11 protein-coding genes and 3 pseudogenes are annotated in these 14377 nt (G+C 36.6%); 12 read left to right on the top strand and 2 right to left on the bottom strand.

The features are described from left to right. The first annotated feature begins 249 nt into the window (after positions 1–249). The 9 genes and pseudogenes from AN960_RS16230 to AN960_RS16195 all read left to right on the top strand — a co-directional run bounded on the left by AN960_RS16230 (position 250) and on the right by AN960_RS16195 (position 7820). Positions 250–1245, top strand: a complete 996-nt coding sequence (locus AN960_RS16230; protein WP_056473561.1) for an ABC transporter ATP-binding protein — start codon at positions 250–252, stop codon at positions 1243–1245. Next, positions 1232–2227 carry an ABC transporter ATP-binding protein gene (locus AN960_RS16225; RefSeq protein WP_056473560.1) on the top strand — a complete coding sequence of 332 codons (996 nt, stop codon included), beginning with the start codon at positions 1232–1234 and terminating at the stop codon, positions 2225–2227. The genes AN960_RS16230 and AN960_RS16225 overlap by 14 nt, the downstream gene beginning before the upstream one ends. A gap of 35 nt (positions 2228–2262) precedes the next feature. Then, on the top strand, positions 2263–3846 hold the full coding sequence (locus AN960_RS16220) for an ABC transporter substrate-binding protein (protein ID WP_056473559.1): 1584 nt from the start codon (positions 2263–2265) through the stop codon (positions 3844–3846). Between the two features lie 107 nt (positions 3847–3953). Continuing rightward, positions 3954–4259, top strand: a pseudogene (locus AN960_RS25360) (ABC transporter permease); the annotation flags it as partial. A gap of 24 nt (positions 4260–4283) precedes the next feature. Continuing rightward, a complete protein-coding gene (locus AN960_RS16215; RefSeq protein WP_216600085.1) occupies positions 4284–4976 on the top strand; it encodes an ABC transporter permease in 693 nt (230 codons plus the stop codon). Continuing rightward, positions 4976–5809 carry an ABC transporter permease gene (locus tag AN960_RS16210; protein WP_056473555.1) on the top strand — a complete coding sequence of 278 codons (834 nt, stop codon included), beginning with the start codon at positions 4976–4978 and terminating at the stop codon, positions 5807–5809. The genes AN960_RS16215 and AN960_RS16210 overlap by 1 nt, the downstream gene beginning before the upstream one ends. A gap of 10 nt (positions 5810–5819) precedes the next feature. After that, on the top strand, positions 5820–6161 hold the full coding sequence (locus AN960_RS16205) for a cupin domain-containing protein (protein ID WP_056473554.1): 342 nt from the start codon (positions 5820–5822) through the stop codon (positions 6159–6161). Between the two features lie 100 nt (positions 6162–6261). Next, positions 6262–6894, top strand: a pseudogene (locus tag AN960_RS16200) (SpoVR family protein); the annotation flags it as partial. Positions 6895–7244: 350 nt separating this feature from the next. After that, complete coding sequence (locus AN960_RS16195; RefSeq protein WP_056473553.1) at positions 7245–7820, top strand: hypothetical protein; 576 nt, start codon at positions 7245–7247, stop codon at positions 7818–7820. Positions 7821–8222: 402 nt separating this feature from the next. Here AN960_RS16195 and AN960_RS16190 read toward each other — a convergent pair whose 3' ends face one another. Further along, positions 8223–9632 (bottom strand): amino acid permease, encoded by a 1410-nt coding sequence (locus AN960_RS16190; protein WP_056473551.1) that lies wholly within the window; start codon positions 9630–9632, stop codon positions 8223–8225. Beyond that, complete coding sequence (locus AN960_RS16185; protein WP_056473549.1) at positions 9633–10721, bottom strand: aromatic ring-hydroxylating oxygenase subunit alpha; 1089 nt, start codon at positions 10719–10721, stop codon at positions 9633–9635. Positions 10722–11192: 471 nt separating this feature from the next. Between AN960_RS16185 and AN960_RS16180 the strand changes: the two genes are divergently transcribed. From AN960_RS16180 to AN960_RS16170, 3 genes and pseudogenes are all read left to right on the top strand, one after another. Next, positions 11193–11876: a GntR family transcriptional regulator gene (locus AN960_RS16180; protein ID WP_056473548.1), complete on the top strand. Its 684-nt coding sequence runs from the start codon at positions 11193–11195 to the stop codon at positions 11874–11876. 822 nt (positions 11877–12698) lie between these two features. Next, a pseudogene (locus tag AN960_RS16175) lies at positions 12699–13331 on the top strand (SpoVR family protein); the annotation flags it as partial. A 324-nt stretch (positions 13332–13655) separates the two neighbouring features. After that, positions 13656–14231 (top strand): suppressor of fused domain protein, encoded by a 576-nt coding sequence (locus tag AN960_RS16170; protein ID WP_056473546.1) that lies wholly within the window; start codon positions 13656–13658, stop codon positions 14229–14231. Positions 14232–14377 lie beyond the last annotated feature (146 nt).

The raw sequence follows: 14377 nt of genomic DNA, 5'->3' as shown, positions 1-14377 counted from the left end.
GCCCAGTAAAATACCGAGTTCATGCCCAACAGGCTGCCTAATTGAAGTAACCAGTCTAACTTTATGGGGTCACTACATCTCACGGGTGGTTTTGTTTATTAAACCTTTCATTCTTTCGAATCGAATTCTCCAAAGTAGATAGACATATTTTGACACGTAGTTTAGAATAATAAGAAAAATAACAATTTTATGAAAAATTGGAAAAAATTACGTGTTATTGTCAATTAAATAGGAAAAGGGGTGAGGCTTATGACATTGCTTAAAGTGGAAGATTTGTCAATTAAATTCAAGTCTCGCCAAGGAGTTGTCCAAGCAGTTGGGGGGATAAGTTTCGACATTGAACAAGGACACTCGCTCGGAATCGTAGGCGAAAGTGGAAGCGGCAAAAGTGTGACATCTCTTGCCATTATGGGTCTTTTGCAAAACGCTGTTGCTGATATCACTGGAAAAATTCAGTTTGAAGACGTCGATTTGTTAACTTCTTCGCCTGAAGACATGAGAAAAATGAGAGGCAAATCTGTGTCGATGATTTTTCAAGAACCGATGACGTCATTGAACCCCCTTCATACTTGTGGAAAGCAAATCATGGAACCAATCTTACTTCATCAAAAAGTTAGCAAAAACGAAGCGAAACAAACCGCCATCGAATTACTCAGAATGGTCGGCATTCCTTCTCCGGAACAACGATTTCATGAATACCCGCACCAACTATCTGGTGGAATGCGCCAGCGCATCATGATTGCTATCGCACTAGCATGTGAACCAAAACTATTAATTGCGGATGAACCAACCACCGCACTAGACGTAACGATTCAAGCGCAAATCCTTGATTTAATGAATCGACTCATGAAAAAACGAGACATGAGTATGATTTTGATTACGCATGATTTGGGCGTTGTGAAAGAAATGTGTGATCAAGTCGTCGTCATGTATACCGGACAAATTGTGGAGAAAAGCCCCACGGCATCTGTTTTTTCAGAGCCACTTCATCCTTATACAAAAGGATTACTGAATGCCATTCCGAAAATATCTAATAAGGTGAGCAGGCTCGAAGCTATTGAAGGGTCTGTACCAGATGCGCTGAACATGCCAAGTGGATGTAGTTTTCATCCTCGTTGCGTATTTGCAACGGAACGATGCAAAAACGAAGCACCTCCATTATTTTTACATGGTGATGGTCGCGAAGTTCGCTGTTTCCTTTATGATGTGGCAGTAAAAGGCGGTGATCAACATGTCGCAAATTGAAACTAGTCGACTCGATTCGGTTTCAAATCCGTCATCGTCTGACACGATTTTAGACGTTTCACACTTAACAAAAACGTTTCAAATCAAACAACCGAATGGCAAAAAAGGTGTCTTAACAGCCGTTGATGATGTCTCATTTTCAATCAAACGAGGAGAAACCTTTAGTCTTGTTGGGGAAAGTGGCTGCGGCAAGAGTACGTTAGGCAAAACCCTACTTGGTCTTTATCCAGCCGACCCTGGTTCCACCATTTTGTTTAATGGCGAGGATATCACGAAGCTGTCTAAAAAAGAATTCGCTAAAAAAGCGCAGTTGATTTTTCAAGACCCTTCTGCTTGTTTGAATCCACGTCGAACACTCAAAAAAATTTTATTGGAACCGTTCAAGATTCACAAAATAGCAAACGGTGAAAGTAAAATCATCGAACTTATGGAGATGGTTGGTCTACCAAGTCGATTTTTAGGACGTTATCCTCATGAACTATCTGGTGGTCAAAAACAACGGGTTGGTATTGCGCGGGCCTTAGCGCTCGAACCAGAACTCTTAATCTGTGACGAACCAGTCTCAGCGCTTGATGTGTCGATTCAAGCGCAAGTCATTAACTTACTAGAAGACTTACAGGAACAATTGAATCTGACCTATCTTTTTATCTCGCATGATTTAAGCGTCGTTCACCATTTAAGTGACCGAGTTGCCGTCATGTATTTAGGAAAAATAGTTGAACTCGCTTCACGCGATGAGCTGTATGATAACACAAAGCATCCGTATACAAAGGCACTCCTCTCTTCGATTCCTGATCCAAACGGGGAATCCAAAGAGAAGATCATTCTCACAGGAGATGTGCCTAGCCCCTCAAATCCACCAGCCGGTTGTCGTTTCCATACGAGATGTCCTGCTGTGATGGAACAATGTAAAACAGTCGCACCACCATTCATCCAAACAGGTAGTAACCACTTTACAGCGTGTCATTTGACGACAAAGTGATGCTATAAATTTTAGAAAAAAAGGGGTTTTACGAGATGAAAAAAATCAGTTTACTCGCCTTAGTCATGCTGATGGCGTTCTCACTATTCGCATGTGGGAAGAAAGATCCAAGCAACTCATCATCTTATGCAGATACCATTGTTGTAGGTGTTGCATCTGACTGGAAAACAATGGACCCAGCTCGCGCCTATGAAGTATATGCAAACTTCTATTTCTATGCAACTTATGAGAACTTATACATGTTAGAAGGTTCAGACATGACACCAAAACCAGCTCTTGCAAAATCGTATACAGTCGATGAGTCAGGACTTGTGTATACATTTACTTTGAACGAAGGACGTAAATTTGCAAGTGGGAATCCAATCACAGCAAATGATGTTGTGTTTAGTTTCAACCGCACAAGAAACATCAAAGATAATGCGTCAGCTTTAGCGGCTGGTGTAGCGAAAGTCGAAGCAAAAGATGACCACACAGTTGTTGTGACGTTGACTGAAAAAGATGCGTCTTTCTTGTCAAAAATAACAGGAAACGCTTTTGCTGTTGTGGATAGTAAAGTCGTCAAAGAAAAAGGCGGAACGGATGCTGCAGATGCAAGCACAACTGACAAAGCAACAGCTTACCTTGACGGTGCCTCTGCTGGAAGTGGTCCGTATGTGTTGAAAAAATGGACAAGAAATACTGAAATGGTGCTTGAAAAGAATCCGAATTACAAGGGCACTGTGAATGCAAGCAAAATCATTATCAAAGAAATGCCAGATCCAAATACACAAATTCAAGCGCTCGAAAATGGTGAGATTGACGTAGCGCTTAGCGTTGGTCCTGACCAAGTGAAAACCATTAAATCAGGCGGAAACGCAAAAGTTGTTTCTTCCCCAACTTCCACGATTTCATTTTTAATGATGAACGACAAAGCAAGTATTGGGAAGGAACTCTCAAATCCAAAAGTTCAACAAGCTGTTCGTTATGCACTTGACTACAAAGGATTCCAACAATTAGCTGGAAATGGTGCCCTCCTTCCTGAATCATTTGTTCAAAAAGGATTTGTCGGCGCTAAATCAAGACCAGAGAATTATCAAAACATCGATAAAGCGAAGGAATTGATGAAAGAAGCTGGTTATGAAAAAGGATTTACGATTCCGTTAACAGCTGCAAACTTCGAATCAGAAGGTCTTTCATGGACAACAATCGCTGAAAAAGTAAAAGAAGATTTAGCGAAAATCAATATCAATGTTGACATCAAAACAGGTGAAATTGGTGCAGTCATCGAAGATTACCGTAGTGGTAAATCACCATTCCTTGTGATGCATTGGTCACCTGACTACTACGATTTAAGCAACCAATTAGCGTTTATTCCTGGTGATATTGTTGGAAAACGCGCGAACTGGGAAGCGTCAGCAAATCCAGAATTGGTTAACTTAGCAAATCAAGCGAAGGTGGAAATCGATCAAACAAAACGTGCAGAGATTTCAGGTCAGATGCAAGATATCATCGCTGAAAATAGCCCATACGCGTTCTTAGTTCAACACCCAAAAACATTTGCGGTTAGCCAAAAATTACAAGGTGTTGTGTATAACGATTTTTGTAAATTGCATTTAAATGAATTAAAGCTGTCTAAATAATCACTGACAGGATAAAAAGCTAGTCGTAGGGTGAACTCCTCTATGACTAGCTTTTCGATTACCATCTTTTACATAGTTGCATCCATCGTATCTGTTTTTGAAAGGAGTTGTGCCAATTGCTTCGATTTATCGGTAGACGTTTATTATTTCTTCTTTTCTTATTAGTTGGCGTGGCGCTGTTTGTCTTCATCCTTTCGCATTTAGTACCAAGCGATCCAGTTGCTGCGAATTTAAGCCAAAGCGCCATGAACAATCCCGAAATCGTCGCTGCTTTTAAAGCAAAGTGGGGACTTGATCAATCATTATTCCGTCAATTAATTCTCTATTTCCAGCACCTATTCGCAGGTGATTTGGGTACGTCCATACGGACCGGTAAACCGGTACTGGAGGATTTAATGCAGTTTTTCCCGGCTACTCTTGAACTATCGGTCGTGGCCATGATGATTGCCTTAGTTTTCGGCGTACTTTTTGGCATTATTTCTGCCATCTTTCGGAACAAAGCAATTGACCATGTCATCCGAACGGTTTCCATTAGTGGCGTGTCGATCCCAAGTTTTTGGTTTGCGCTTCTTCTGCTCTATGTGTTTACGTCTGTTTTAGGGATCACACCAGGACCAGGACGCATCGATGCACGTACGGCAACACCAGATGGTGGAACGGGTCTATTTCTACTCGATTCACTCTTAAGAGGTGATTTCCAATTATTTGGTGAAGTGGCGATGCACTTGATCCTCCCTGGCGCTGTACTTGGTCTTTTTACGATGGGGTTAATCGCTCGTCAAACAAGGTCAAACTTACTTGAAGTGATGTCAATGGATTATATTCGAACAGCGCGATCAAAAGGGTTAAAAGAATCAGCGATTATTTTTAAACACGCCCTTTCAAATTCCATGATTCCGGTCATTACAGTCGCTGGAATGGGATTTTGTAATCTACTTGGTGGAATGGTGCTTGTTGAAAATATTTTTGCGTGGCCAGGGATTGGTCAATATGCTTATTTGTCTGCTGTTTCACTCGACTTCCCGGCAATTTGTGGTGTTTCGTTATTAATTGCATTGATTTATGTTGTCATTAATCTAGTCATTGATATCTTATACGGTGTCATTGATCCGAGAGTGAGGCACCGATAATGCGAACAATTGTATCATTTCTTCGTCAAAAAGGATTTCTTTTTAAACTTGGTTTAGTCATTTGTCTTGTTTGGTTTCTTGTTGCCTTGTTTGCACCTTTCATCGCAACACATAGTGTCACGACGCAGAATTTAAGCATTCGGTACGAGTCCCCTAGCGCTTCACACTTTTTTGGAACGGATGAGCTTGGTCGAGATGTTTTCTCGCGTGTCATCGTTGGTTCTCGTATTTCGTTAACGGCTGGGGTCATTACAGTAGTTTGTGCGTTCGCTTTCGGTATTTTATACGGGGGAATCGCAGGCTATAAAGGCGGGTATGTGGATGAAGTGATGATGCGCTTCTCCGAACTCATCATGGCGTTCCCTCCCCTTATTTTGGCGATGGTGATCGCAGCAGCACTTGGACCAAGTATCTTAAACTCTGTGCTTGCGATGGCCATCATTTGGTGGCCGAATTATGCAAGGCTCATGCGTTCTATGGTGATTTCATTAAAAGAAAGCGAGTATGTGACGGCTTCTCGCGTCATAGGTGCCTCTCACATTCGTGTCCTCTTTTTGGAAATTTTACCGAATTGTTTCGGACCATTGCTTGTGATGGCAACACTGGACCTTGGTAACGCCATTTTGATGTTCTCAGGGCTCAGTTTTCTTGGTCTTGGGACTCAACCTCCGACACCTGAGTGGGGTTCGATGGTATCTGGCGGAGCGAAAGTGATTCAAAATTGGTGGGTGTCGACTTTCCCAGGCTTAGCCATTTTTTCTGTATCGGTTGGTGCGAACTTCGTAGGCGATGGTCTACGCGATTTTCTAGATCCAAAACTAAAAAAAGAATAGGGGTAATCAAATGGAAAAAATCAATTCGAATCAAGTTGAACCAATCGGCATGCCAATCTATGAAATGAAAAAACTCTTCACGCGACAAGGTGATTTTAAAGAAGTGAGCATGAGTGTGATTGCTCTAACCCCTGGTGAACGTGTACCAGCTGTTGGTATGAGTTGCCACGAAGAAGACGAGTATTCTTATATTTTTAGTGGAGAAATTGATACCTATTCCAACGGTGTTCATAGTGTGGAAAAAGCGGGAGATGCAACCTTTATCCCTGCCGGTGAAGAGCATTGGTGCATTAATCGTACGAACGAACCGTGTCTCCTCGTTTGTTTTATGGTGAAAAAAGCAGAAGCTTAATCAGTTCCTCTTCATTTCTAGACTACTTTTGCACTAAATGATCATTATGTTGAATAAGGAATAAAAGAATCTTAATCAAAAAGAAGATCTTTGAGAGAAACAAGGCTGGGCAAGTTACTGGCACATAAGAATTATGCGCGAATTAAATCTTGATTCTAATGAAGCAATTGAATACGCAAAACTAAACGCAGGAGTAGTTCAACCGTCTAAAACAAGTATTAACCCATATTACTTAGGACTAAGAATGTTTGAAGATATTGAAGAACGATATAATAACCCAAGCAAAGAAATGAGAGAGTTAGGTGTTAAACCTGGCAGCGGTCGAGAAAAAATGTTTGAAGTACGAGAATTAGAGTCTGATAGTTCATTTATACGAAACTACTTAACGAAAGATCTTGTTATGCGTGAAGATATGTATCTCTTCCAACGACAAGGTAAGGAATATAAAGTCACTGATAAGGCATGGGAAAATGTACGAGATCAACTCGTAGTTAGTCGAGTAAATGGAGGATTCCCTTATATCGTTGTTCAAGAGGGCGATTACTTAAAAAATGGAGAGCTTTATTTGAAGCATTCCTATGAACATATGGAACTTGATGTGAAGTATGTGGAGAAGGTAATGCCTTATATTCATCAGTTGTGGGGTAGAGGGGTTCATTTGGAGACGAATATTGAGAATAAGTCAGTGTTGTTTAGTTATGATGGGAAGAATATTCATCGGAAGTATATTTGAGACCACCTTTGAAAGGTGGTTTTTTGTATGAATTGCTTTCTATTATTAGCCAGTATTCATCTTGAATTCTAAAATAAAATGGTCGAATTAATATAGCCATTCCAATTTCACATCCTCTTTGTTCATAAAATTTCAAAGTACTAATTTAAAATGGTTTTCGATAAAGAATTTATAATATTTCCCTTTCCAAATTTTATAATTCTGACTAGAATTTTGTTAATGCTTATTCAACATAATGGCAGTTTAGTTGAATAAGAATTTTCAAAAAACAACGATAAAAATTCCAATATATGGTAAAATTTATTAGTGCAGTAATTAAGTTTTAATTAAAAGGAGAAGGAGAATAAATTATGATTAGGAAATTATCTATTATACTTATGGCTACAATGATGCTTACAGCCTGTTCCGATTCTAGCAATACAACAAAACAACAAAATGAGCAATCAACTGAAGCGTCATCTTCTGTAACATCTAAGAAAGCAATAAATAAAGTTCTTGAGCACCTATTTACTGGTCCAGATAAGAAGCTTATAGATTTAATGTGGAATCCTAAATATAAGACTGTTGTAAATAATAAAGAAGAAAACCCAACGTTCGATAAATATGTAGCAGAGGTATACGGACCATACATTGCAGATTCTTATCTCGATCCCTTCGTTTCAACAATTCTTAGTCAATATTCGAATTTTGCTTACGATGATGGCTATAAGTTAAGTCTTAAGAAGATTTCAATTAAGCAAATTGATAATGATTCAACTCGTTATACCTTCATAGCAGAGGTCGGCTATCAGAAAAATGAAGATGAAGAAAAATCTGCAAATGTAGAAGGCAAAGTCTACTTCTATTCAAAAGATAAAGGAAAAATCTCGGTAATCAAACTCATTAACGACAATGGCTTATTGGATAACTTAAGAACGAAAAATTGAATATTTTATACAATACAAGTTTGCATACTCTGAATCAAGAGGTTTAAAAAGAATATAAGTTACCTCACAAGTTTAACACCTTCACTATCTCAATAAAAAAGAGCTACCATTAGTAACTCATGTTGTTCAACTAACGCATGCGCTAGTTCAATAAAAATAAGCCATATAAAAGGCTTGTAAAAGTAATAGTTTAGCCAACTAATATGGAGTAGAATGCATAGAAAACTAATAATATAAGTTAAAAAAAACAAAATGGGTAAGGAGATGAACTCCTTACCCATTTTGTCAACAGCCCCATAGAAGTGACCTTTTTCAAGTGTCTACTTCATAGGGTGCATTTTATTTCTTTCGTATGCCTTTTGATTGGATTTAAGAATACCTAGTCTAGTGTAATCAGACTAATTACAGATGTTCTTCTATCTTAGTTGCTTGTATTGGTATGACATTATTAACCCATTTAAATCGTACTAGATAATATACATAACAGGAAACTACAAATCCAGTTGCCCAATAGAACGATGCGCGTTGGGAAGAATCTAATACAAGTGATAGTATGATCCCTACGCACATAATGAACGAAGCGATTGGAACAAATGGATACCATTTCACTCGAAATGCCAAATCTTCTAATTTACCTCCATTTTTTATGTACGCACGTCTAAAGTTTATGTGTGAAAGAGCAATGACAGCCCAGGCGATAGTCGTTCCGATTCCTGATATTGCTAACAAAACAACAAATAAGGTGTTAGCTGCTATTACGCTAGTTAACAATGATAATAGGGCAAAGGCCAAACTAACTAATAGTGCGTTCATAGGAATTTGTCGTTTGCTTAATTTTCCGAATGCTTTTGGAACCTGACCACTTTCACTCATTGCGAAAAACATACGTGAGCAAAGGTATAAACCCGAATTCCCTACTGACAAAACAGCTGTTAAAATAACAAAATTCATGATGTCTGCTGCATATGGGATGCCTACTTTGTCAAACATCATTACAAATGGGCTTTCTACAAGTCCTGCTTTTCTCCATGGGACCAAAGCACTGACGATGATAATGCTTGTCACATAAAATAGAAGGACACGGAAAATAATATTTTTTGTTGCTTTTGGAATGTCGCGTTCTGGATTTTCGGATTCACCAGCTGTAACCCCTAACAGTTCTGTTCCTTGGAATCCATAAAGTACAGAAATCATAGTTATTAAAATTGGAGTGAATCCTTTTGGGAACCAACCTCCGTCATTGTATAAGTTGGAGAAGAATGGGGCTGATTGACCGCCTTTCAAAGAGATAATGCCTAAAACGGCACATCCTCCAATGATAATAAATAAAATAATCGCCACAATTTTAATTCCAGCAAAATAATATTCTGTTTCAGCAAAACCTTTTGTGGTTAACGCGTTTATTCCGAACAGTAAAACGATGAAAAATAAGCACCAAATCCAAGTCGGCATATCAGGAAACCATCGCTTCATTAACAAACCTGCCGCTGTAAACTCAAGTCCGACTGTAGTCGCCCAACTCATCCAATAAGCAATTCCTACCATGAAACCTGTCGATGGACCAATGTATTTCGTTGCATATGCTTGGAATGAGCCTGTCACTGGCATGGCAACTGCAAGTTCCCCGAGGCAAAGCATTACGAGATACGTCATAATCCCACCAATCAGATATGCTACAATCGCTCCTCCAGCGCCTGCACTATTAATAGTTAAACCTGACCCTAAAAATAACCCAGTTCCAATTACTCCTCCCATCGAGATCATCGATAGATGGCGCGTTTTTAATACTCGTTTTAACTGTTGCTTCTCCATTTACTTCACCCCTAATGTTAATGGAACATAAGCTTGCTCACTTTCAAGTGCATGTTGTACTAACAAATGGAAATGATGAACACAATTTTCCGTTAAAGAAAAACGTCCTTGTGTATAGCCTTTTGATTGAAGTCCTTTTTGAACGGTTTCACATATTACAAAATCTTCTTCCCGAACTTGATCTAAAAATGCATAGAATTTTTTTTGTGCATCTAAGTCGTTTAAATCTAAGAAATATGTCGTATAAATTAATTTAGTAGTTTCGTGATCAATTGGAATTGATTGATTAATAGAAACGTTAGGAAGTCCTGGATTCACGCTAATCCACATATTCGGATATAAGAAGTAATATTTTGCACTTTGACCTAATTTATCTGGTTCATTAGTGCCAGAGCGTAAAGGAACACCTTGATAGGAGTAGTTATCAAATGTACTAATTTCATAATTGTCCATATCCAGAGTGTTCACAAAACCTTTATGAATAGTTGGACAGTGATCACATTCCAAATAATTGTCTACAGTTACTTTCCAATTACACTTCACAATATCTTCTTGTACACGAGCAATTTTTAATTCCTCAAGAGGATAATCTTTTAACCCGTCAAACAAATTACCAAATACTTCAGACATCGAGGAAGCGTTTTCATCTAAGTTAATATATATAAAACTTGCCACGATTTCAAGTTTTGGCTGTTTTAAACAAAAATCCTCTGCATCAAATTGGAGTCCCTTCATGTTTTGTGCTCGATTTAAGTGACCATCTAGTGTAAATGTCCAAGCGTGATAAGGGCATTGGAGCATCTTCTTATTACCGCATTCTCTTTCTTCTAGTTTAGAAGCACGATGAGTGCATACGTTATAAAATGCTCGAATGACTCCATCGTTTCCTTTGGCAATTAAAATTGAATGTCCAGCAATATCTTTCGTAAAAAAGTCACCATTAAGTTTTACCTGGCTTACGTGTCCGGCAAATAACCATGATTTTTCAAAAATTTTCTCTTGTTCGATTTTCAATGCCGCCTCATCTGTGTATAGACGTGATGGTAACGTGTATGATTGTCTTAACTCCGGGTGAACTTTATGTTCCATATCTCATAACCTCACTTTTTGTAAACTAATTAAAATTAAGAAAATAAATAAAAAAGCTAGTTGGAATCCTAATGATCAATCTTTATACCGGCAACTTTTGTCATCATAATGAAAAAACAGGGTTTGTTTATTATGAGAAAAAATAATGACAAATGGCTGTTGGATTATAATACCTATTCCGCTGAATCCCCCCAATCGAAAAATATTCTTAAAAAATGGAGAATGGTAATTTACTTAAAAATATAATAACATGGTATACAAAAATAGTATACAATTTATTTTAAATTATTCTGATTATTCAGATTTGAAATTTCTTTATATATAAATACTCAAATAAGCTTATGGTTTTCAGATGGAAACATAATTTTAATTTAAGGGGTTTTCCTCTACTTGGTTGGAAATGAGAGGGAAAAATAATATAATGTAAAGAAATGATGAATTAATTATTCCTATCCGTTAGGTGGTTACAATATGAGTCAGGACAGTATTCAAAAATCAAATATGGAGGAATTGGTTTACACAAAGATTAAATTATCAATCTATAACCGATTCATCCGCCCAGGAAGTCAGCTTGTGGAAGCGGCAATAGCAAAAAAGCTAAATGTTAGCAGGACGCCTGTAAGAGCGGCTATAAAAAAATTAGAGCATGAAGGATATGTGCAGGTTACCCCAAATAGGGGAGCTTTTGTCATTAAACCAACTGCGGAAGAGATGAAAGATGCCTATTCAGTTAGGTTACTTCTAGAAAAGCAATCCGCTGGACTAGCAGCTGAGCGGATTAGCAAAGAAGATATTGAAAAGCTTTATAATTTAATAGATGAAGAGAAACGAACATTTGATCATCGAGATACGGATAGTTATTATAAAATGAATGACTCTTTCCACTCCATCATAGCTGAGGCTTCACAAAATAAACTATTGCTCGAATATGTTAAAGATATTGTTAGCAGAACTACTATCTACGTTGTATTATTTGATCCTCTGGATACATTAAAAATAAACCCATCCATTGAAGAGCATATTGCTATAGTAAAGGCCCTTGAATCAAGAGATAAAATAGAGGCTGAAAAGGCTATGGAGATACATTTGACAAGTGTGATAACTGGTTTGAAATTAGAAGATAATGGGCTACAAGAGGATGTTCTTTTTCTATAGTGACTTATATTTTTAGCTTTTATTAATACTTTAAGGAGCTTTTTTGGCAGGTTTAAAGAGGTAAATAAAATATTAATATACATACCAAAATCAAGATGTGAGAAGCAAAGTAAACTAAGGAGATAGCTTATCTACTTTGAATAGTGGAAGAATTGATTTGAAAAATATACTAATAACTTAAAATGACAACGTTCCTTAATTAAAATGTACCGTTTGTAAAGGATATTTGAAAAAGGTCTAGGCCACACAAAGAAGATGAATTCTGTATTCTATTATTAATCCATTTAATGCTAAAAGGTTCGGCAGGTAACTACAATATGAATTTTTCTTTTTCCTTTTTATCCATAGAACTTAATTGACCAATATAACTATAATCTGACTTCAAAAATACTCCGTTTAATAGTGACACATTTACTACACCTTATGAAAAAGGATGTAAAATAGCGAAAATAATTATTATGAAACATTATGTAATTAGCGCATTCGTTAGTTCATGAAGGGCTATTAAGTAGCCCTTTTTATTTTGCAAACAGCAGTATAGATTAATTAAAAAACAGTGTTTTAATCTATATACATTATTTTAAAAAGGATAAAGTTATATGCTGAAAATTAAATTTGAAGAGTGTCATTAAGAGACATCTTAAAAATTATAAATAAATTACTCTTAACTAAAGAATTAATATATTAACTTCAATCAAGTTTATTAACTAGAAAAAGAATTTCGATTGCTTTATTAAAGAGGATCCCATCATAAGATCATTTTCCTTTTATATTATTTATCGAAGCTAAATCATATGTGATTATCAAGATCTTTGAGAGAAACAAGGCTGGGCAAGTTATTGGCATATAAGAATTATGCGCGAACTAAATCTTGATTCTAATGAAGCGATTGAGTACGCAAAGCTTAATGCAGGAGTGGTTCAGCCATCAAAAACAAGCATTAACCCGTATTATTTAGGACTAAGAATGTTTGAAGATATTGAAGAGCGATATAATAATCCAGCAAAAGAAATGAGAGAGTTAGGTGTTAAACCTGGTAGCGGAAGAGAAAAAATGTTTGAAGTACGTGAGTTAGAGTCTGATAGTTCATTTATACGAAACTACTTAACTAAAGAACTCGTAATGCGAGAAGATATGTATTTATTCCAGCGACAAGGTAAGGAATATAAAGTCACTGATAAGGCTTGGGAAAATGTACGAGATCAGCTTGTGGTTAGTCGAGTAAATGGAGGATTCCCATATATTGTAGTTCAAGAGGGAGATTACTTAAAAAATGGTGAGCTTTATTTGAAGCATTCCTATGAAAATATGCAATTAGATGTGAAGTATGTTGAGAAGGTAATGCCATATATTCATCAGTTATGGGGTAGAGGGGTTCATTTGGAGACGAATATTGAGAATAAGTCTGTGTTGTTTAGTAATGATGGGAAGAATATTCATCGGAAGTATATTTAAGGCCACCTTTTTTTGGGTGGTTTTTTTGTATGAATTGCTTTCTATTATTAGCCAGTATTCATCTTGAATTCTAAAATAAAATGGTCGAATTAATATAGCCATTCCAATTTCACATCCTCTTTGTTCATAAAATTTCAAAGTACTAATTTAAAATGGTTTTCGATAAAGAATTTATAATAATTCCCTTTCCAAATTTTATAATTCTGACTAGAATTTTGTTAATGCTTATTCAACATAATGGCAGTTTAGTTGAATAAGGAATGATATAATTACGTAATTAGTACCATGATTTTAAATAAAACATCTTTGAGTGGGGAATTAAAAATGAGCGTATCAATAGAAAACAAACAGATTGCTAAATTTGCACTAAAAGTATTTGGAGGTAAGCCTAAAGTTAATAAATATTGGGATGACAATAAAGCAAGTTCAATAGACATTCTTTTTTCTAAAGATACTCAATTTGACGATGATGTATTTGCGTTTGCTACACTTGGTCTTTCCGATTTTTCTATTGGTTTTGAAAATAATGAACTGCCATTAAGAGTTGAATTAGTGGGAGCAAGTGACTTTGAATGTTTCCCAAATCTACTGAGTTCTTGTGCGTTTTACATTATCAATTCTAATTATAAGTGTTTCCCAGGAGCAATATTCGAGAATGTAGTTAGTATGTATTTGCCTTATAGTGACATGAAGCATATTTTATTTGTTAATCCTTATTTATGGGAAAATATATTAGAAACATTAAATTTCGAGAAAAAGAAAGTTACTTGGTTAATGATTGTTCCTATTTCAGAAGTAGAAAAAAATTTTGCAGAAGAATATGGAGTAGAAGCTTTAGAAACTTTATTCGAAGAGAAACAAATCAATATTTTTAACTTGGAGCGCAATTCTTCAATTTAAATCCTTATTTAACTAACGCGTGCGATACTTCAATAGAAGATCGCATTTTCTTATTCAACAAAATGGCAGTTTAGTTGAACAAGGGAATTAATAATTTATTGTCGAATAATAGTAAGTTAAATATAGATTTTTAGAATATTGAATAT

This window comes from Bacillus sp. FJAT-25509, from assembly GCF_001420605.1.
Taxonomy (GTDB): Bacteria; Bacillota; Bacilli; order Bacillales; family Bacillaceae_G; genus Gottfriedia.
Note: the sequence above shows the minus strand (reverse complement) of the source record. Positions and strands in the feature narration are given on the sequence as shown.

Coding starts and splice junctions, on each gene's coding strand:
- AN960_RS16230 (WP_056473561.1), top strand. CDS start 250: ATGACATTGCTTAAAGTGGAAGATTTGTCAATTAAATTCAAGTCTCGC.
- AN960_RS16225 (WP_056473560.1), top strand. CDS start 1,232: ATGTCGCAAATTGAAACTAGTCGACTCGATTCGGTTTCAAATCCGTCA.
- AN960_RS16220 (WP_056473559.1), top strand. CDS start 2,263: ATGAAAAAAATCAGTTTACTCGCCTTAGTCATGCTGATGGCGTTCTCA.
- AN960_RS16215 (WP_216600085.1), top strand. CDS start 4,284: ATGATGATTGCCTTAGTTTTCGGCGTACTTTTTGGCATTATTTCTGCC.
- AN960_RS16210 (WP_056473555.1), top strand. CDS start 4,976: ATGCGAACAATTGTATCATTTCTTCGTCAAAAAGGATTTCTTTTTAAA.
- AN960_RS16205 (WP_056473554.1), top strand. CDS start 5,820: ATGGAAAAAATCAATTCGAATCAAGTTGAACCAATCGGCATGCCAATC.
- AN960_RS16195 (WP_056473553.1), top strand. CDS start 7,245: ATGATTAGGAAATTATCTATTATACTTATGGCTACAATGATGCTTACA.
- AN960_RS16190 (WP_056473551.1), bottom strand. CDS start 9,632: ATGGAGAAGCAACAGTTAAAACGAGTATTAAAAACGCGCCATCTATCG.
- AN960_RS16185 (WP_056473549.1), bottom strand. CDS start 10,721: ATGGAACATAAAGTTCACCCGGAGTTAAGACAATCATACACGTTACCA.
- AN960_RS16180 (WP_056473548.1), top strand. CDS start 11,193: ATGAGTCAGGACAGTATTCAAAAATCAAATATGGAGGAATTGGTTTAC.
- AN960_RS16170 (WP_056473546.1), top strand. CDS start 13,656: ATGAGCGTATCAATAGAAAACAAACAGATTGCTAAATTTGCACTAAAA.